Source organism: Pseudomonas sp. GW456-L12 (assembly GCF_059424045.1).
Genome location: NZ_JBWKZA010000015.1, coordinates 67,594 through 85,152, shown reverse-complemented (window position 1 = coordinate 85,152; position 17,559 = coordinate 67,594). Strand labels below are relative to the sequence as shown.

General features: G+C 63.0%; 16 protein-coding genes. 9 read left to right on the top strand and 7 right to left on the bottom strand.

Going from position 1 to position 17,559, the window contains the following annotated elements:
• Window positions 1-261: 261 nt before the first annotated feature.
• The 3 genes from AC07Y9_RS19285 to AC07Y9_RS19275 are packed head-to-tail and all read left to right on the top strand — an operon-like array spanning window position 262 to window position 5,059.
• Window positions 262-1,227 (top strand): HlyD family secretion protein, encoded by a 966-nt coding sequence (locus AC07Y9_RS19285; RefSeq protein ID WP_102678893.1) that lies wholly within the window; start codon window positions 262-264, stop codon window positions 1,225-1,227.
• The gene (gene rbbA, locus AC07Y9_RS19280) at window positions 1,224-3,944 is read left to right on the top strand and encodes a ribosome-associated ATPase/putative transporter RbbA (RefSeq protein ID WP_102678894.1); all 2,721 of its coding nucleotides are present in this window, start codon (window positions 1,224-1,226) and stop codon (window positions 3,942-3,944) included. Before AC07Y9_RS19285 ends, rbbA begins: the two co-directional genes overlap by 4 nt.
• Window positions 3,944-5,059: an ABC transporter permease gene (locus AC07Y9_RS19275; RefSeq protein ID WP_102678895.1), complete on the top strand. Its 1,116-nt coding sequence runs from the start codon at window positions 3,944-3,946 to the stop codon at window positions 5,057-5,059. The genes rbbA and AC07Y9_RS19275 overlap by 1 nt, the downstream gene beginning before the upstream one ends.
• 118 nt (window positions 5,060-5,177) lie before the next feature.
• On the opposite strand, the gene AC07Y9_RS19270 is transcribed toward AC07Y9_RS19275, so the two are convergent.
• Window positions 5,178-5,585, bottom strand: a complete 408-nt coding sequence (locus AC07Y9_RS19270; RefSeq protein ID WP_007926735.1) for a flagellar basal body-associated protein FliL — start codon at window positions 5,583-5,585, stop codon at window positions 5,178-5,180.
• Between the two features lie 158 nt (window positions 5,586-5,743).
• Between AC07Y9_RS19270 and AC07Y9_RS19265 the strand changes: the two genes are divergently transcribed.
• Together AC07Y9_RS19265 and glpT are read left to right on the top strand one after the other, a co-directional pair.
• Complete coding sequence (locus AC07Y9_RS19265) at window positions 5,744-6,721, top strand: NADPH:quinone oxidoreductase family protein (protein WP_092419266.1); 978 nt, start codon at window positions 5,744-5,746, stop codon at window positions 6,719-6,721.
• A gap of 274 nt (window positions 6,722-6,995) precedes the next feature.
• Window positions 6,996-8,345 carry a glycerol-3-phosphate transporter gene (gene glpT / locus AC07Y9_RS19260; protein WP_007926732.1) on the top strand — a complete coding sequence of 450 codons (1,350 nt, stop codon included), beginning with the start codon at window positions 6,996-6,998 and terminating at the stop codon, window positions 8,343-8,345.
• Here the strand turns inward: glpT and AC07Y9_RS19255 are convergent.
• The 6 genes from AC07Y9_RS19255 to AC07Y9_RS19230 form a co-directional block, all read right to left on the bottom strand.
• Complete coding sequence (locus AC07Y9_RS19255; protein WP_102678896.1) at window positions 8,342-8,989, bottom strand: gamma-glutamylcyclotransferase; 648 nt, start codon at window positions 8,987-8,989, stop codon at window positions 8,342-8,344. The genes glpT and AC07Y9_RS19255 overlap by 4 nt on opposite strands.
• 212 nt (window positions 8,990-9,201) lie before the next feature.
• Window positions 9,202-10,170 (bottom strand): CDP-6-deoxy-delta-3,4-glucoseen reductase, encoded by a 969-nt coding sequence (locus tag AC07Y9_RS19250; protein WP_007926728.1) that lies wholly within the window; start codon window positions 10,168-10,170, stop codon window positions 9,202-9,204.
• Window positions 10,170-11,636 carry a 4-hydroxy-3-polyprenylbenzoate decarboxylase gene (ubiD, locus tag AC07Y9_RS19245; protein WP_053263060.1) on the bottom strand — a complete coding sequence of 489 codons (1,467 nt, stop codon included), beginning with the start codon at window positions 11,634-11,636 and terminating at the stop codon, window positions 10,170-10,172. The genes AC07Y9_RS19250 and ubiD overlap by 1 nt, the downstream gene beginning before the upstream one ends.
• A 140-nt stretch (window positions 11,637-11,776) precedes the next feature.
• Complete coding sequence (gene rho / locus AC07Y9_RS19240; protein WP_007926725.1) at window positions 11,777-13,036, bottom strand: transcription termination factor Rho; 1,260 nt, start codon at window positions 13,034-13,036, stop codon at window positions 11,777-11,779.
• Window positions 13,037-13,283: 247 nt separating this feature from the next.
• Window positions 13,284-13,613: a thioredoxin TrxA gene (gene trxA / locus AC07Y9_RS19235; RefSeq protein WP_003206727.1), complete on the bottom strand. Its 330-nt coding sequence runs from the start codon at window positions 13,611-13,613 to the stop codon at window positions 13,284-13,286.
• A 126-nt stretch (window positions 13,614-13,739) separates the two neighbouring features.
• Complete coding sequence (locus tag AC07Y9_RS19230; RefSeq protein WP_016703203.1) at window positions 13,740-14,438, bottom strand: FadR/GntR family transcriptional regulator; 699 nt, start codon at window positions 14,436-14,438, stop codon at window positions 13,740-13,742.
• A 254-nt stretch (window positions 14,439-14,692) separates the two neighbouring features.
• On the opposite strand from AC07Y9_RS19230, the gene AC07Y9_RS19225 reads away from it, so the two are divergent.
• The 4 genes from AC07Y9_RS19225 to AC07Y9_RS19210 are packed head-to-tail and all read left to right on the top strand — an operon-like array spanning window position 14,693 to window position 17,539.
• A complete protein-coding gene (locus tag AC07Y9_RS19225; RefSeq protein WP_025807077.1) occupies window positions 14,693-15,478 on the top strand; it encodes a transporter substrate-binding domain-containing protein in 786 nt (261 codons plus the stop codon).
• 21 nt (window positions 15,479-15,499) lie between these two features.
• Window positions 15,500-16,168: an amino acid ABC transporter permease gene (locus tag AC07Y9_RS19220; protein ID WP_053263061.1), complete on the top strand. Its 669-nt coding sequence runs from the start codon at window positions 15,500-15,502 to the stop codon at window positions 16,166-16,168.
• On the top strand, window positions 16,165-16,815 hold the full coding sequence (locus AC07Y9_RS19215; protein WP_007926721.1) for an amino acid ABC transporter permease: 651 nt from the start codon (window positions 16,165-16,167) through the stop codon (window positions 16,813-16,815). Before AC07Y9_RS19220 ends, AC07Y9_RS19215 begins: the two co-directional genes overlap by 4 nt.
• Window positions 16,802-17,539, top strand: coding sequence for an amino acid ABC transporter ATP-binding protein (locus AC07Y9_RS19210; protein ID WP_102678897.1), 738 nt, complete (start codon window positions 16,802-16,804; stop codon window positions 17,537-17,539). The genes AC07Y9_RS19215 and AC07Y9_RS19210 overlap by 14 nt, the downstream gene beginning before the upstream one ends.
• Window positions 17,540-17,559 lie beyond the last annotated feature (20 nt).

Sequence of the window (17,559 nt, the reverse complement as noted above, 5' to 3'; positions counted from 1 at the left end):
ACTCAGGCAGGCATCCCGCGCACAACGTACTAGGCTTGCCCGTTCATTTGACGGACATCAAGTCGCCCAACGGCTTGAACCGCCAGACTGGGGCCTGTACGAAAAGTAGGCGAGCGAAGGTCAGGCAAGGCAAAAACAGGCGAGGAAGCGGAGTGTAGGGACCTACATGAGCATTCCGAGCCTGTTTTTAACGCAGCATGGCCGAGCGCAGCCACTTTTCATACAGAGCCCAAGACGCTATAGCCGCAGGGATGCCCCCCAATGCCGACGAATCACCGTTCCTCCCGCCTTTTTGCCTTCGCCTTGCTGGCATTGCTGCTGATCGCGGGCGGCTTTGGTTACTGGAAGTCCACCCTGGACCGCCTGCCCGAAGGCCTGAGCATGGGCAACGGCCGGCTTGAAGCCACCGAAGTGCAGATCGCCAGCAAGACGCCCGGACGCCTGGCCGAAGTGCTCGTCGACGAAGGCGACAGAGTGTCCAAGGACCAGCTGCTGGCCCGCATGGACACCCGCACCCTGGAGGCCCAGCGCGCCCAGGCCGAGGCCGACGTGGTGCGCACCCGGGAAAACCTCGCGGCGGCCGAAGCCAATGTGCAGCTGCGCCAGAGCGAACTGCTGCTGGCCAACCAGGAACTCAAGCGTTCCCGGGAACTGTTCAACCGTGGTTACGCCAGCCAGCAGATCATCGACCAGCAGCAGGCGCGCCTGAACACCGGCAACGCCGCCGTCCAGGCAGCCCAGGCCCAGGTCGCCGCGGTGCGCGCCGCCATTGGCTCGGCCAAGGCCATGGTCGCCCAGCTGACCAGCGAGATCGACGACAGCAGCCTGCGCGCGCCCATCGACGGCATCATCCAATTGCGCCTGGCCGAACCGGGCGAAGTGCTGGGCGCCGGCGGCCGGGTGTTGCTGCTGATCGACCCGAGCGACCAGTACATGAACCTCTACCTGTCCGCCTCGGTGACCGGGCGCCTGGCTGTCGGCAGCGAGGCGCGGATCCTGCTCGACGCCCTGCCCGATCAGCCACTGCCGGCGAAGATCAGCTTCGTCGCGGCCAAGTCCCAGTTCACCCCCAAGGAAGTGGAAACCCGCGATGAGCGCCAAAAGCTGGTGTTTCGCGTCAAGCTGCGACTGACCCAGCCCAGCGCCGTACCGCAGGCCAAGCCGGGCATGCCCGGCGCCGGTTACGTGCGCACCGCGACCGTGGGCTGGCCGGCCAACCTGCAATGAACGAACTGGCGCTGCAGGCCACAGGCATCAATCATCACTATGGCTCGCAGCAGGCCCTGGTCGACCTCGCCTTCAGCCTGCCCGGCGGTACCCGCTGCGGATTGATCGGCCCGGATGGCGCCGGCAAGTCGAGCCTGCTGGGCTTGATCGCCGGGGTGAAGAAGCTGCAGCAGGGCCAACTGCAGGTGCTCGGCGGCTCCATCGAGCAACGCCGCCATCGCAACAGCCTGTACGCGCGGATCGCCTTCATGCCCCAGGGCCTGGGTGGCAACCTGTATCCCGAGCTGTCGATCGAGGAAAACATCCGCTTTTTCGCCACCCTGTTCGGCCTGTCGAAAAGCGAATGCGAACAGCGCATGCACAACCTGTTGCTGGCCACCGACCTACTGCGTTTCGCCGAACGGCCCGCGGGCAAGCTGTCCGGCGGGATGAAGCAGAAGCTCGGGCTGTGCTGCGCATTGATCCATGAGCCGGACCTGCTGATCCTCGACGAACCCACCACGGGCGTCGATCCGCTGTCCCGCCGGCGCTTCTGGGAACTGGTGGACGAGGTTCGCCGCCAGCGCCCGCAACTGACGCTGCTGGTGGCCACCGCCTATATGGAGGAAGCCGAGCAGTTCGAGCACTGCCTGATGCTCGACCGCGGCCGGCTGATTGCCCAGGGCTTGAGCCGGGAACTGGCCATCGCCACGCCCAGCGGCAAGCTCGACGATGCCTTCACCCACTTTCAAGGCGACAGCGGGCACGGCAACCAGCCGCTGGTGATCCCGCCAAGAACCACGGACAACCAGCAAATTGCTATCGAAGCCCATGAGCTGACCCTGCGTTTCGGCGATTTCACGGCCGTGAACAAGGTCAGCTTCGCCATTGGCCGGGGTGAGATTTTCGGCTTTCTCGGCTCCAACGGCTGCGGCAAGACCACCACCATGAAGGTCCTGACCGGGTTGATGCCGGCCACCGAGGGCAGCGCCAAACTGCTGGGCAACCCGGTGGACGCCAGGGACCTGGCCACCCGCAAGCGCGTGGGTTTCATGTCCCAGAGCTTTTCGCTGTACGGCGAACTCAGCGTGCGCCAGAACCTGGTGCTGCACGCCCGGCTGTTCGACCTGCCCAAGGCCGAGAGCGGCCCGCGGATCGAAGAACTGATCCGCCGCTTCACTCTCCAGGAGATCGCCGATCAACCCTCCGGCGCCCTGCCCCTGGGCTTGCGTCAACGCCTGTCCCTGGCGGTGGCGGTGCTGCACCGCCCGGAAGTGCTGATTCTCGACGAGCCGACCTCGGGCGTGGACCCGGCGGCCCGCGACGACTTCTGGCGGCTGTTGATCGAGCTGTCGCGGGAACAGGGGGTGACGATCTTCCTGTCCACCCACTTCATGAACGAAGCCCAGCGCTGCGACCGCATCTCGCTGATGCACGCCGGCAAGGTACTGGCCTGCGATACACCGGCCGCCCTGCAGCAACAGTTCGCCGGCGAAACCCTGGAAGCCGCTTTTGTCCGCTGCCTGGAAGACGCCCAGGGCGCGCCGGAACCTGCTCCCCCGGCGACCGCCCAGCCCGAAGTCAGCAGCGCCATTCACAGCGACAGTCGGCGCTTGCGCCTGGCGCGCCTGATCGCCGTGGCCACCCGCGAAGGCAAGGAACTGTTGCGCGACCGGGTGCGCCTGGGGTTCGCCTTGCTCGGGGCGCTGTTCATGATGGTGATCTTTGGCTACGGCATTTCCCTGGACGTGGAAAACCTCGCCTTCGCCGTCTACGACCAGGACCAGACCCCGCAAAGCCGCGCTTACCTGGAAGCCTTCCGCAGCTCCCGCTACTTCAAGGAGCAGCAGCCGATCCGCGACGCCGCCGAACTGCATCGGCGCCTGCAACGCTCGGAGATCAAGCTGGCCCTGGAGATTCCCCCAGGTTTCGGTCGCGACCTGTACGCCGGGCGCCAGCCCGCGGTGGCCGCCTGGCTCGACGGCGGCATGCCGTTTCGCGCCGAGACCAGCCGCAACTATGTCGAGGCGGTGCATCAGGCCAATATCGAATTGCTCGCCGAACACAGCAGCCCGGCCCTGGGGCGAGCACCCGCGGCCCGCCTGGAAACCCGCTTTCGCTACAACCAGGACGTGGTCAGCGTGAATGCCATCGGCCCTGGCGTGATGGCGCTGATCCTGGCGTTCATCCCGGCGATGCTCACGGCGCTGGGCATCGTGCGCGAGAAGGAGCTGGGCTCGATCACCAACTTCTACGCCACGCCACTCAAGCGCCTGGAGTTTCTCCTGGGCAAACAGGCGCCTTACCTGGGCCTGAGCCTGATCAACCTGGCGCTGCTGGTGGCCATGAACCGCTGGCTGTTCGGCGTGCCCTTCAAGGGCAGCGGCCTGACCCTGGCCTTCGGCGGCCTGCTGTATGTGCTCGCCACCACCAGCCTGGGCCTGCTGATTTCCGCGTTCACCCGTACCCAGATCGCGGCGATCCTCGGCACCATGATCATCACCAGCCTGCCGACCATCCAGTTCTCCGGGCTGATCGTGCCGCGCTCGTCGCTGGACGGCGCCGCGGCGCTGATGGGGCAGCTGTTCCCCGCTGGTTACTTTCTCGACATTGCCGTCGGCACCTTCACCAAGGCCCTGGACCTGCGCCAGCTGTGGCCGCAGTGCCTGGCGCTGTTCGGGTTCTTCCTCGGGTTCACCGGGCTGAGCCTGGCGATGCTGAAAAAACAGGAGGCCTGATGCACCGGTTCAGCCACATCCTGCGCCTGGGCCTCAAGGAGCTCACCAGCCTGCGACACGACAGCGTGTTGCTGCTGTTTCTGCTGTACGCCTTCACCGTGGCCATCTACATGCCGGCGGCCGGTTCGGTGATCGGCGTGCACAACGCCAGCGTGGCGCTGGTGGACGAAGACCACAGCCAGCTCTCGCGCCAGCTGGCCGAGGCCCTGCAACCACCGGAATTCCAGAGCCCGGTGCAGTTGCCCTACAACCAGTTGGACCAGGTCCTGGACAGCGGCCAGTTCACCTTCGTCATCAATGTGCCGGCCAACTTCCAGAGCGATCTGCTGGCCGGGCGCCAACCCAGCGTGCAAGTGAATGTCGACGCCACGGCCATGAGCCAGGCCTTCATGGGCGCCGGTTATATCGGGCGGATTTTCCAGCGCGAACTGCTCAACTACAGCCAGGCCGACCCGGCGAGCCGGATGCCCGCACTGTTGACCAGTCGCGCGCTGTTCAACACCAATCTGCAGGGCGGCTGGTTTCTCGCGGTGATCCAGATCGTCAACAACATCACCATCCTGGCCATTGTCCTGACCGGCACGGCGCTGCTGCGCGAGCGCGAGCACGGTACCCTCGACCATCTGCTGGTGCTGCCGCTGACAGCCCTGGAGATCATGCTGGCGAAGATCTGGAGCAACATGCTGGTGGTGGTGCTCTGCACCTGGATGTCGCTGGAGGTGATCGTCAAGGGTGTGCTGGGCGTGCCGCTGGCCGGCTCGCAGGCGCTGTTCCTCGCGGTGACCGGGCTTTACCTGTTCGCCAGCACCGCGCTGGGGATCTTTCTCGCCACGCTGGCGCGCTCGACCCCGCAATTCGGCCTGCTGGCGATTCCGGTGATCATCCCGATGTTGCTGCTATCGGGCGGCAGTACCCCGCTGGACAGCATGCCCCAGTGGCTGCAATGGGTGATGCAGGGCTCGCCGTCGACCCACTTCGTCAGCCTCAGCGCCGCGATCCTGTTTCGCGACGCCGGCATCGAGGTGGTCTGGCCAGACCTGCTGGCCCTGGCAGTGATCGGCCTGCTGTTCTTCGGCATCGCCTTGGCGCGGTTCCGCAAGAGCTTGGCGTCCTGAGGTGATCTCGATGACTTCTTGTAGGAGCGAAGCTTGCTCGCGATCAGCCGCCAGGCTGGAACTGGGCGGGGCTCGCCCTATTGCTATCGCGGGCAAGCTCGCTCCTACAGATCCAGCATTACTGGATGATCAGGTTGTTGAACAGCAGGTCTTCCACCACCGGCTTGCCGGTTTCGTCGTTCATCACCTGCTGGGTCTGCTTCAGGGCTTCCTGACGCAGTTTTTCCTTGGCTTCGACGTTGTTCATGGTTTCCGTGGTCTGCTGGGCGAACAGCGCCACCAGTTGGTTGCGGATCAACGGCTCGTTGGCCTTCACCGCCTGGGCGGCGGCATCGCCGGTCACCCGCAGGGCGACGTCGGCCTTGTACACCTTGAGCTTCGGGCCACCATCCAGACCGTAGTTGCCCACGAACGGCGGGTTCAGGCTGATGTAACTGACTTTCGGTGCTTCGCCCTCTTTGGCTTCCTCGGCCATGGCTGCCATCGGCAGAGACAGGGCCAGCATCAACATGATCCACGCTTTCACAGTTCGCTCCTTATCCGGTAGACGGTCTAGCATAAAGGCCCCTGCGCCTGTGCCCAAGCACAAAGCTTATGGCTGGCTATCAGGCCGGGGCATGCTCGTTGACCGCGTTATTCACCCACCTACACTTATCGGCCATCACTCCCAAAGGAATAGCCCTGATGAAAGCCGTGCTGTGCAAAGCCTTCGGCCCCGCCGAAACGCTGGTGCTGGAAGACGTCGCGAGTCCTGTGCCGAAGAAGAACGAGATCCTGCTGCAGGTGCACGCGGCCGGGGTGAACTTCCCGGACACGCTGATCATCGAGGGCAAATACCAGTTCAAGCCGCCCTTTCCGTTCTCGCCCGGTGGCGAAGCCGCGGGGGTGGTCGGCGCCGTCGGCGAGAAGGTCGGCCACCTCAAGGTCGGCGACCGGGTCATGGCGCTGACCGGCTGGGGCAGCTTCGCCGAGGAAGTGGCGGTACCAGGCTACAACGTGCTGCCGATTCCACCGTCGATGGACTTCAACACCGCCGCCGCCTTCAGCATGACCTACGGCACCTCGATGCATGCCCTCAAGCAACGCGGCAACCTGCAGCCGGGTGAAACCCTGCTGGTGCTCGGTGCTTCCGGCGGTGTCGGCCTGGCGGCGGTGGAAATCGGCAAGGCCATGGGCGCCCGGGTCATCGCCGCCGCCAGCAGCGCCGAGAAACTCGCGGTGGCCAAGGCCGCCGGCGCCGACGAGTTGATCAACTACAGCGAAACCAGCCTGAAGGACGAGATCAAGCGCCTGACCGACGGCCAGGGCGCCGATGTGATCTACGACCCGGTCGGCGGCGACCTGTTCGACCAGGCCATCCGCGCCATCGCCTGGAACGGCCGGCTGCTGGTGGTGGGTTTCGCCAGCGGGCGCATTCCCGAACTGCCGGTCAACCTGGCGCTGCTCAAGGGCGCCGCGGTGATCGGCGTGTTCTGGGGTTCGTTTGCCCAGCGCCAGCCCCAGGACAACGCGGCGAACTTCCAGCAGCTGTTCGGCTGGTTCGCCGAAGGCAAGTTGAAACCGCTGGTCTCGCAGGTCTACCCGCTGAGCAACGCCGCCAGCGCCATCAACGATCTTGGCCAGCGCAAGGCGGTGGGCAAGGTGGTGGTCCAGGTTCGCTGAACCTCCCCCTTTTCTTTATGTAGGAGCGAGCTTGCTCGCGATAGCGGTGTGACAGTCGACTTCATTGCTGACTGTCGGATCGCCATCGCGAGCAAGCTCGCTCCTACACAGAAGCATCAGGTACGTCCTCCACTTATCTTTAAGCGACATGTTCGTAAAAGAACATGCAAATGCTCCAGCGTTGCGTGCTCCCAGATAAGATGCAGTGCTATTTTCGGTAACGAAACTGTAACATTCGCATCCGCAGTCAAAACAAGAAATTTGGAGCTCTTGAATGTTTGCTTTCTTTCGACCTGCCGCACATCAGGCGCCCCTGCCTGACGAAAAAATAGACAGTACCTACCGCCGCCTGCGCTGGCAGATCTTCGCCGGGATCTTCATCGGCTACGCCGGCTACTACCTGCTGCGCAAGAACTTCTCCCTGGCCATGCCGTACCTGATCGAAGAGGGTTACACCCGCGGTCAGCTGGGCCTGGCCATGTCGGCGATCGCCATCGCCTACGGCCTGTCCAAGTTCCTCATGGGCCTGGTGTCCGACCGCTCCAACCCGCGCTACTTCCTGCCCTTCGGCCTGCTGGTGTCAGCCGGGGTGATGTTCATTTTCGGTTTCGCACCCTGGGCCACGTCCAGCGTGACCATGATGTTCATCCTGCTGTTCATCAACGGCTGGGCCCAGGGCATGGGCTGGCCGCCAAGCGGACGGACCATGGTGCACTGGTGGTCGCAGAAGGAACGCGGCGGCGTGGTTTCGGTATGGAACGTGGCGCACAACGTCGGCGGCGGCCTGATCGGCCCGCTGTTCCTGCTCGGCATGGGCTGGTTCAACGACTGGCACGCGGCGTTCTACGTCCCGGCCGCCGTGGCCCTGATGGTGGCGCTGTTCGCCTTCGTCACCATGCGCGACACCCCGCAATCGGTCGGCCTGCCGCCGATCGAGAAGTACAAGAACGACTACCCCGAAGGCTACGACGCCAGCCACGAAGAAGAATTCAGCGCCAAGGAAATCTTCGTCAAATACGTGCTGCGCAACAAAATGCTCTGGTACATCGCCATGGCCAACGTCTTCGTCTACCTGCTGCGCTATGGCGTACTGGACTGGGCGCCGACCTACCTCAAGGAAGCCAAGCACTTCACCGTGGATAAAACCTCGTGGGCGTACTTCTTCTACGAGTGGGCGGGGATCCCGGGCACGCTGCTGTGCGGCTGGATGTCGGACAAGATCTTCCGTGGCAACCGTGGCCTGACCGGCATGGTGTTCATGGCCCTGGTGACCGTGGCGACCCTGGTGTACTGGCTGAACCCGGCCGGCAACCCGACCATCGACATGATCGCGCTGTTCTCCATCGGCTTCCTGATCTATGGCCCGGTGATGCTGATCGGCCTGCAGGCCCTGGAACTGGCGCCGAAGAAAGCCGCCGGCACCGCCGCGGGCTTCACCGGTCTGTTCGGCTATTTGGGTGGTTCGGTCGCGGCCAGCGCAGCAATGGGCTACACCGTGGACCACTTCGGCTGGGACGGCGGTTTTGTCCTGCTGGTAGGCGCCTGCCTGCTGTCGATGGCCTTCCTGGCCCCGACCCTGTGGCACAAACAGGTCGCCAGCCAGAGTCGCGAAGCCATTGCCTAGTGGGTGGCTGACTTACAGCGCTTGAGCCGCGCCTCCAGATTACGGTCTGGCATGGCGTGGCTACGCAGGGCGTGCACGGTCTGCTCGACATAATCGCGAGTGGTGCCGTAGCGCCCGCAGGCGTTTTCAAATACCTGGCTCAGCACATGGTCCGGCAGGTTGCCGGCATAGCTGGGCAGGTGTCGCTCCAGAACGAACCCCAGGGCCTGAACCCGGCTACCGTCTTCGAGACGGCAGTTGAGCCAGTGCGGGCGATAGGACGGGTATGGCATCTCGCGCTGCCACAGCGCATACAGCGAGGTTTCCAGCTGCTCTTGCGGCAAACGGTAGGCGAAGCCGCTGCAGGAACCACCACGATCCAGGCCAAAGACCAGCCCCGGCTTCTCCGGCGTGCCACGGTGTTCGTGGGACCATAGGTACAGACCGCGATGGTAGCCATGCACCCGCCCGCGCATGCGCTCGACCGCCGAACATTCAGGGCGCCAGATCAGCGAACCGTAGGCAAACAGCCAGACCGGCCCGCCCTTGTGGCGCGCCATGGTGGATTGCATCGAGCTGATAAGCTGTTCGTGGGTGAGCTGCGGCCCCAGGTCGAGCCGCGGAGGGTAAGCCAGATTCAAAAAACTGGATTCAATGGCTGTCATGGCGAATAGCGTTCGGCTCCCCGCGGATAAAGAATTACTTAATAGAACGCACGGCTGTAACTCCAAGACACATATGTTTCAAGGCAAGTTAAGTGCCATCGAAGAGTTTTAACTTTCAATAATGCGTGACATATAACCTACCGGCATTTATCTAATTAAATAAATACCGATGGGCTATATAGGAAGTTATAACGAGGGACAGCCCCGAGAACTCAGGACCGAGGAGCGTAGGCAAATACATCCGCGCGCATCTGATGCGCATCCATGCCCGCTTCGACCAGCGCGTCGAGGGTCGCGTAGATCATCGCTGGCGAGCCGCTGGCATAGACATGCACCGCCGACAGGTCGGCAATGTCCTCGCTCACCGCCTCGTGCAGCATGCCGCAGCGCCCTTCCCAGCCACAGAGGTCGCTGACCACCTTGTGCAGGAACAGGTTGGGCAGCTTCTTCCATTCGTCCCAGTGTTCGATCTGATAGAAGTCGTCCGGCCGGCGCACGCCCCAGTACAGGTGCACCGGGTATTTGAAGCCCTTGGCCCGGCAATGCTCGATCAGGCTGTGCATCTGCGCCATGCCGGTACCGGCGGCGATCAGCACCAGCGGTCCGTCCGGCAGCTCGGCCAGGTGGGTATCGCCAAACGGCAGCTCGACGCGCACGTTGCCGTTGCGTTGCAGCTGTTCGATCAGGCTTTGTGCACTGCTTTCGCGCACCAGTACGTGCAGCTCCAGCTCGCGCCCGGCGTGCGGCGCCGAGGCCAGGGAGAATGCCGACTTCTCGCCATTCTCCCGCTCGAGCATCAGGTACTGGCCAGCGTGATAACGCGGTGGCTTGCCGGCGGGCGCCCGCAGGCGGACCCGCCAGACATCGCCGCCGACTTCCAGACACTCGGTGACCTGACACGACAGACTGCGCACCGGCAGTTCTCCCAGCGCAAGGACGCCATCCCACAGCACGATGCAGTCTTCCAGCGGCTCTGCAATGCAAGTGTAGAACTCGCCATGATCGCGCACATCGCCGGCCTGCAGGACACGGCCCTCCACCAGCAGGGCGCAGCACACATGACAGTTGCCATTGCGGCAGCTTTGCGGGCATTCATAGCCCAGGCGCCGCGCCGCATCGAGAATCCGCTCGCCGGGCAGCGTCTCAAGCACCGCTCCGGAGGGCTGCAAGGTTACACGCATCAATCTATTCCTAACTGATTCCAGATGGCATCGATCCGGCGGGTCACTGCCTCATCCTTGACGATCACCCGGCCCCACTCGCGGGTGGTTTCACCGGGCCATTTATGCGTGGCATCGAGCCCCATCTTCGAGCCCAGGCCGGAGACCGGCGAGGCGAAGTCAAGGTAGTCGATCGGCGTGTTGTCGATCATCACCGTATCGCGCTTGGGGTCCATGCGCGTGGTAATGGCCCAGATCACGTCGTTCCAGTCGCGCGCGTTGATATCGTCGTCAGTGACGATAACGAACTTGGTGTACATGAACTGTCGCAAAAACGACCAGACACCGAGCATTACCCGCTTGGCGTGGCCGGGGTACTGCTTCTTCATGGTCACCACCGCCATGCGGTACGAGCAGCCTTCGGGCGGCAGGTAGAAGTCGGTGATTTCCGGGAACTGTTTCTGCAGGATAGGCACGAATACTTCGTTCAGCGCCACGCCGAGAATCGCCGGCTCATCCGGCGGACGGCCGGTGTAGGTGCTGTGGTAGATCGGCTTGATCCGGTGGGTGATGCGCTCGACGGTGAACACCGGGAAGCTGTCGACTTCGTTGTAGTAGCCAGTGTGGTCGCCATACGGGCCTTCGTCGGCCATCTCGCCCGGATGGATCACCCCTTCCAGGATGATTTCCGCGGTGGCTGGCACTTGCAGGTCGTTGCCGCGGCATTTCACCAGTTCGGTGCGGTTGCCCCGCAGCAGGCCGGCGAAGGCGTATTCGGAGAGGCTGTCCGGCACCGGCGTCACGGCGCCGAGGATGGTCGCCGGATCGGCGCCCAGGGCCACGGACACCGGGAACGGCTGGCCCGGGTGCTTCTCGCACCACTCGCGGTAATCCAGCGCGCCGCCACGGTGGCTCAACCAGCGCATGATCACCTTGTTGCGGCCGATCACCTGCTGGCGATAGATACCGAGGTTCTGCCGATCCTTGTTCGGCCCCTTGGTGACGGTCAGGCCCCAGGTGATCAGCGGACCGACATCGCCCGGCCAGCAGGTCTGCACCGGCAGCATCGCCAGGTCGACGTCATCGCCTTCGATGACCACTTCCTGGCAGATGGCATCCTTGACGACTTTTGGCGCCATGGAAATGATCTTGCGAAAGATCGGCAGCTTGGACCAGGCATCCTTGAGCCCCTTGGGCGGCTCGGGCTCCTTGAGGAACGCCAGCAGCTTGCCGATTTCCCGCAGTTCGCTGACCGCCTCGGCGCCCATGCCCAGCGCCACGCGCTCCGGGGTGCCGAACAGGTTGCCCAGCACCGGAATGTCGTAGCCGGTGGGGTTTTCAAACAGCAGGGCCGGACCTTTGGCACGCAAGGTGCGATCGCAGACCTCGGTCATTTCCAGCACTGGGGACACCGGAACCTGGATGCGCTTGAGTTCGCCGCGCTGTTCCAGACCGCTGATAAAGTCGCGCAAGTCGCGATACTGCATGCGTGAGCCTCGTTTTGGCCGTGGCGTTCGGGGCTGGCAGTTTAGCGCCGAACCCGACTGTTCAGAACAGTGAACTGCCGTTCCTCAATAATCAGATAGCAAAAAGCCGGGTTTCCCCGGCTTTTGCGGTCCCGCTCGACTTACTTGCGTTTCATCGACAGGAAGAACTCATCGTTGGTCTTGGTCTGTTTCAGCTTGTCGACCAGGAACTCGATGGCGGCGACTTCATCCATCGGATGCAGCAGCTTGCGCAGGATCCACATGCGCTGCAGCTCGTCGTCGGCGGTCAGCAACTCTTCGCGGCGGGTGCCGGAACGGTTGATGTTGATGGCCGGGAATACGCGCTTCTCGGCGATCTTGCGGTCCAGGGGCAGCTCCATGTTGCCGGTACCCTTGAACTCTTCGTAGATCACTTCGTCCATCTTCGAGCCAGTCTCGACCAGCGCGGTGGCGATGATGGTCAGCGAGCCGCCTTCTTCGATGTTCCGCGCGGCACCGAAGAAACGCTTCGGTTTTTCCAGGGCGTGGGCATCGACACCACCGGTCAGCACCTTGCCGGAGCTCGGGATCACGGTGTTGTAGGCACGGGCCAGACGGGTGATGGAGTCGAGCAGGATCACCACGTCCTTCTTGTGTTCGACCAGGCGCTTGGCCTTCTCGATCACCATCTCGGCAACCTGCACGTGGCGGGTTGGCGGTTCGTCGAAGGTGGAGGCGACCACTTCGCCGCGCACGGTGCGCTGCATCTCGGTCACTTCTTCCGGGCGTTCGTCGATCAGCAGCACGATCAGATGAACTTCAGGGTTGTTACGGGTGATGTTCGACGCGATGTTCTGCAGCATGATGGTCTTGCCCGCTTTCGGCGGAGCAACGATCAGACCGCGCTGGCCTTTACCGATCGGGGCGCACAGGTCGATGACACGACCGGTCAGGTCTTCGGTGGAACCGTTGCCGGCTTCCATCTTCATGCGCACGGTCGGGAACAGCGGCGTCAGGTTTTCGAACAGGATCTTGTTCTTCGCGTTCTCGGGACGATCGTAGTTGATCGTGTCGACCTTCAGCAGTGCGAAGTAACGCTCGCCTTCCTTTGGAGGGCGGATCTTGCCAACGATGGTGTCACCGGTGCGCAAGTTGAAACGACGGATCTGGCTCGGGGAGACGTAGATATCGTCTGGGCCGGCCAGATAGGAGGCGTCGGAGGAGCGAAGAAAGCCGAAGCCGTCCTGGAGGATCTCCAGCACGCCATCACCGGAGATTTCCTCGCCGCTTTTAGCGTGCTTTTTCAGCAGGGAGAAAATCACGTCCTGCTTGCGCGAACGGGCCATATTTTCTATGCCCATCTGTTCGGCCAATTCGAGCAGTTCGGTAATCGGCTTTTGCTTGAGTTCAGTCAGATTCATATAGGAATGACGTAATCATTTATGGAGGGGGGAAATTAAGCTTTTGGCTTAATGATGCCGCGCCGCGGAGAAGGCGACAGGATCGCGTACTTATTCGAAAAGGAGAGCGTCGGCGACGGCTTGCAGGGGGCAGAGGAGAAACCAGTGCGGGGCCGAATGTAACACCTGAGTTTCTGAGCGTCTAGCCCTGAATAATGAAAAAGCCCCGCTATTTACGGGGCTTTTTTGATGCGATTTACAACGACGCTTAGATGTTGGCGTCGAGGAAAGCAGCCAGTTGCGACTTGGACAGTGCGCCGACCTTGGTGGCTTCGACGTTGCCGTTCTTGAACAGCATCAGCGTCGGGATACCACGCACGCCATGCTTGGCCGGGGTTTCCTGGTTTTCGTCGATGTTCAGCTTGGCAACGGTCAGCTTGCCTTTGTAGGTTTCAGCGATTTCGTCCAGGACCGGAGCGATCATTTTGCATGGGCCGCACCACTCAGCCCAGTAGTCGACCAGTACAGCGCCTTCGGCCTTGAGTACGTCAGCCTCGAAGCTAGCGTCGCTAACGTGTTTGATAAGATCGCTGCTCATGGAAGTCTCCAGGTTGTAAGCAAAAAAACGTGGCCCATCATAGCCGCCCTTCCCGCGTTCAGGAAGCCGGAGTTGATTGACTCTCGCTATGGTGCCCGATGAATTTGGGTATAGCTCAACTGGAAACTATGCGGGGGTGACGAAGGCGATTCCGGTGCGCAGGGCCGCGCCGCGCACATGCTCCTGCATGGCCTTCTGCGCCGCCCCAGAGGCATGCCGGGCCAGCCCGCGGAGGATCTTGCGGTGCTCCTGCCAGGTTTCCATGGCCCGCTCGGGCCGGATGAACGGTAGTTTCTGGCTCTCCAGGAATATCTCGGCGCTGGTGCTGAGAATGCTCACCATTGCCTGATTGCCGCTGGCCTGCAGGATCTTCTGGTGAAACTCGAAATCCAGCCGCGCCGCCGCCTCGAAATCCGCGGCCCGCAGCTCGTTGCGCATGGCCTCGACATTATCCTGCAGCGCATCCAGCTCGTCGGCGGTCAGCGTCACGGCCGCCAGCCCCGCAGCGAAGCCTTCCAGGGCGTAGCGCAATTGGAAGATATCCGTCGGCGACGCCTGAGCCGCGAACGGCCAGCTCAGCCCCGCGCCATTGACCGGCGATTCCGCGGCCTGCACGAACACGCCTTTGCCGGGCTGCACGCTGATCACCCCCAAGGCGCTCAAGGACGACAGCGCCTCGCGCAATGAAGCCCGACTGACCCCTAGTTGCACGGCCAGATCGCGCTGCGACGGCAGCGCATCGCCCGGGCCGAAGCCGCGCTCGTTGATCAATTGGCGGATGGCTTGCAGCGCCACCTCGGGTACGGCGCGGGAGATCGAGTTCATAGAATGCAGGCTGGCCGGTCCAGGAAAAGGCTAGTTGTAAAGCTATTCGCCGAGCCCGGCAAGTCGTGCCCCAAGGGGGTTCGGGCGCATCTCCGGACGCTCGATAAGGGGGCAGGAAAGCCATCAACTGTTCAGACCAGTAAGACCGAAGGACGCCAGCAAAACCCGGCGCTCCAGGGCTTTTTCCGGCGTTTGGCACGGGCTGTGCTGTGTCGCTGCGCAGAAATCACTTCCCGTGAATCCGGAGATTTGCCATGACCAAGCGTTTCAGCGCCCTGCTCTCTGCCCTGTTTGCCAGTCTGATGCTGAGTCAGACGCCCGCCCACGCCAGCGGCCTGGACGATGTCGTCGCCCGTGGCACCCTCAAGGTGGCCGTGCCCCAGGACTTCCCACCCTTCGGCTCGGTCGGTCCGGACATGAAACCCCGCGGCCTGGATATCGATACCGCGAAACTGCTGGCCGACCAGCTCAAGGTCAAGCTCGAACTGACCCCGGTCAACAGCACCAACCGCATTCCGTTCCTGACCACCGGCAAGGTCGACCTGGTGATCTCCAGCCTCGGCAAAAACCCGGAGCGCGAGAAGGTCATCGACTTCTCCCAGGCCTACGCGCCCTTCTACCTGGCGGTATTCGGCCCACCCGAAGCACCAGTCGCCACCCTCGACGATCTCAAGGGCAAGACCATCAGCGTCACCCGTGGCGCCATCGAAGACATCGAATTGACCGCCGTGGCCCCGCAAGGCGTGACCATCAAGCGCTTCGAGGACAACAACTCGACCATCGCCGCCTACCTGGCCGGCCAGGTCGACCTGATCGCCAGCGGCAACGTGGTGATGGTCGCCATCAGCGAACGCAACCCGAAACGCATCCCGGCGATGAAGGTCAAGCTCAAGGATTCCCCGGTCTATGTCGGCGTGAACAAGAACCAGCCGGAGCTGCTGGACAAGGTCAACCAGATCCTCACCACCGCCAAGGCCGACGGCAGCCTGGAAAAGAACGCCCAGCTGTGGCTCAAGCAGCCATTGCCGGCTGGCCTCTGATCGCGGTCGCGGAGGTTATCCATGGCTTATCAGTTCGACTTTCTACCGGTGCTGGAAAACACCAGCCTGCTGCTGCGCGGCGCCCTGTTCACCCTTGAGCTGACCGCCATCGGCGCATTGCTCGGGGTCGGCCTGGGCATAGTCGGCGCGGTGGTGCGGGCCTGGAAGATCCAGCCCTTCTCGGCCCTCTTCGGCGTCTACGTCGAACTGATCCGCAACACCCCGTTCCTGGTGCAGCTGTTCTTCATCTTCTTCGGCTTGCCATCCCTGGGGCTGCAGATCTCCGAGTGGCAGGCGGCGGTGCTGGCGATGGTGATCAACCTGGGGGCCTACTCCACGGAAATCATCCGCGCCGGCATCCAGGCCATCCCCCGCGGCCAGCTGGAGGCCGCGGCGGCCCTGGCCATGACGCGCCTGGAGGCCTTCCGCCATGTGGTGTTGCTGCCGGCGCTGGGCAAGGTGTGGCCGGCCCTGAGCAGCCAGATCATCATCGTCATGCTCGGTTCGGCGGTGTGTTCGCAGATCGCCACCGAGGAGCTGAGCTTCGCCGCCAACTTCATTCAGTCGCGCAACTTCCGCGCCTTTGAAACCTACGCCCTGACCACGCTGATCTACCTGTGCATGGCCCTGCTGATCCGGCAGCTGCTGAACTGGGTCGGGCGCCGCTATATCGCGAGGAGCAGCCAATGAGTGATTTCAGCTTCTGGGACATCGTGCGCAACCTGCTGACCGGCCTGCAATGGACCCTGCTGCTGTCGCTGGTGGCCTTTGTCGGCGGCGGGCTGATCGGTTTGCTGATCATGACCCTGCGCATTTCCAAGAAGGCTTTCCCCAGCGGTTTCGCCCGCCTGTACATCGAGCTGTTCCAGGGCACGCCGCTGTTGATGCAGCTGTTCCTGGTGTTCTTCGGCATCGCCCTGCTGGGGGTGGATATCTCGCCCTGGCTGGCAGCGGCCATCGCCCTGACGCTGTTCACCAGCGCCTACCTGGCGGAGATCTGGCGCGGCTGCGTCGACTCGATCCCCAACGGCCAGTGGGAAGCCTCCTCCAGCCTGGCGCTCAACCCTTATGAACAGCTGCGCCATGTGATCCTGCCGCAGGCGCTGCGGATTGCCGTGGCGCCTACCGTGGGCTTCTCGGTGCAGGTGGTCAAAGGCACCGCGGTGACCTCGATCATCGGCTTCACCGAGCTGACCAAGACCGGCGGCATGCTCGCCAATGCCACCTTCGAGCCCTTCATGGTCTACGGCCTGGTGGCGCTCGGTTACTTCCTGCTGTGCTACCCCCTGTCCCTCAGTGCGCGCTACCTGGAAAGGAGACTGCATGCCTCTGCTTAGAATTTCCGCCCTGCATAAATATTACGGCGACCATCATGTGCTCAAGGGCATCGACCTCAGTATCGAGGAAGGCCAGGTGGTGGCGATCATCGGCCGCAGCGGCTCGGGCAAGAGCACCTTGCTGCGCACCCTCAACGGCCTGGAGTCAATCAACGACGGGGTCATCGAAGTCGACGGCGAATACCTCGATGCCGCCCGCGTCGACCTGCGCAGCCTGCGGCAGAAGGTCGGCATGGTGTTCCAGCAGTTCAACCTGTTCCCGCACCTGACTGTCGGCGAGAACGTCATGCTCGCCCCGCAGGTGGTGCAGAAGGTGCCCAAGGCCAGGGCCGCCGAGCTGGCGCGGGAGATGCTGAAGCGGGTCGGCCTGGAGGAGAAGTTCGACGCCTTCCCCGACCGCCTGTCCGGCGGCCAGCAACAGCGAGTGGCGATCGCCCGGGCGCTGGCCATGTCGCCCAAGGTGCTGCTGTGCGACGAGATCACCTCGGCCCTGGACCCGGAGCTGGTCAACGAAGTCCTGAGCGTGGTGCGCCAGCTGGCCAAGGACGGCATGACCCTGATCATGGTGACCCACGAGATGCGTTTCGCCCGGGAAGTGGGCGACAAGCTGGTGTTCATGCACCAGGGCAAGGTGCATGAAGTGGGCGACCCGAAAGTGCTGTTCGCCAACCCGCAGACGCCGGAACTGGCGAATTTCATCGGGACCAATGAGGCGGCGGGCTGAGACTCTGCGGCGCCTGCCAG

Excerpts from the sequence above, each read along its gene's own strand:
- AC07Y9_RS19285 (WP_102678893.1), top strand. The coding sequence starts at position 262 with ATGCCGACGAATCACCGTTCCTCCCGCCTTTTTGCCTTCGCCTTGCTG.
- rbbA (WP_102678894.1), top strand. The coding sequence starts at position 1,224 with ATGAACGAACTGGCGCTGCAGGCCACAGGCATCAATCATCACTATGGC.
- AC07Y9_RS19275 (WP_102678895.1), top strand. The coding sequence starts at position 3,944 with ATGCACCGGTTCAGCCACATCCTGCGCCTGGGCCTCAAGGAGCTCACC.
- AC07Y9_RS19265 (WP_092419266.1), top strand. The coding sequence starts at position 5,744 with ATGAAAGCCGTGCTGTGCAAAGCCTTCGGCCCCGCCGAAACGCTGGTG.
- glpT (WP_007926732.1), top strand. The coding sequence starts at position 6,996 with ATGTTTGCTTTCTTTCGACCTGCCGCACATCAGGCGCCCCTGCCTGAC.
- AC07Y9_RS19255 (WP_102678896.1), bottom strand. The coding sequence starts at position 8,989 with ATGACAGCCATTGAATCCAGTTTTTTGAATCTGGCTTACCCTCCGCGG.
- AC07Y9_RS19250 (WP_007926728.1), bottom strand. The coding sequence starts at position 10,170 with ATGCGTGTAACCTTGCAGCCCTCCGGAGCGGTGCTTGAGACGCTGCCC.
- ubiD (WP_053263060.1), bottom strand. The coding sequence starts at position 11,636 with ATGCAGTATCGCGACTTGCGCGACTTTATCAGCGGTCTGGAACAGCGC.
- rho (WP_007926725.1), bottom strand. The coding sequence starts at position 13,036 with ATGAATCTGACTGAACTCAAGCAAAAGCCGATTACCGAACTGCTCGAA.
- trxA (WP_003206727.1), bottom strand. The coding sequence starts at position 13,613 with ATGAGCAGCGATCTTATCAAACACGTTAGCGACGCTAGCTTCGAGGCT.
- AC07Y9_RS19230 (WP_016703203.1), bottom strand. The coding sequence starts at position 14,438 with ATGAACTCGATCTCCCGCGCCGTACCCGAGGTGGCGCTGCAAGCCATC.
- AC07Y9_RS19225 (WP_025807077.1), top strand. The coding sequence starts at position 14,693 with ATGACCAAGCGTTTCAGCGCCCTGCTCTCTGCCCTGTTTGCCAGTCTG.
- AC07Y9_RS19220 (WP_053263061.1), top strand. The coding sequence starts at position 15,500 with ATGGCTTATCAGTTCGACTTTCTACCGGTGCTGGAAAACACCAGCCTG.
- AC07Y9_RS19215 (WP_007926721.1), top strand. The coding sequence starts at position 16,165 with ATGAGTGATTTCAGCTTCTGGGACATCGTGCGCAACCTGCTGACCGGC.
- AC07Y9_RS19210 (WP_102678897.1), top strand. The coding sequence starts at position 16,802 with ATGCCTCTGCTTAGAATTTCCGCCCTGCATAAATATTACGGCGACCAT.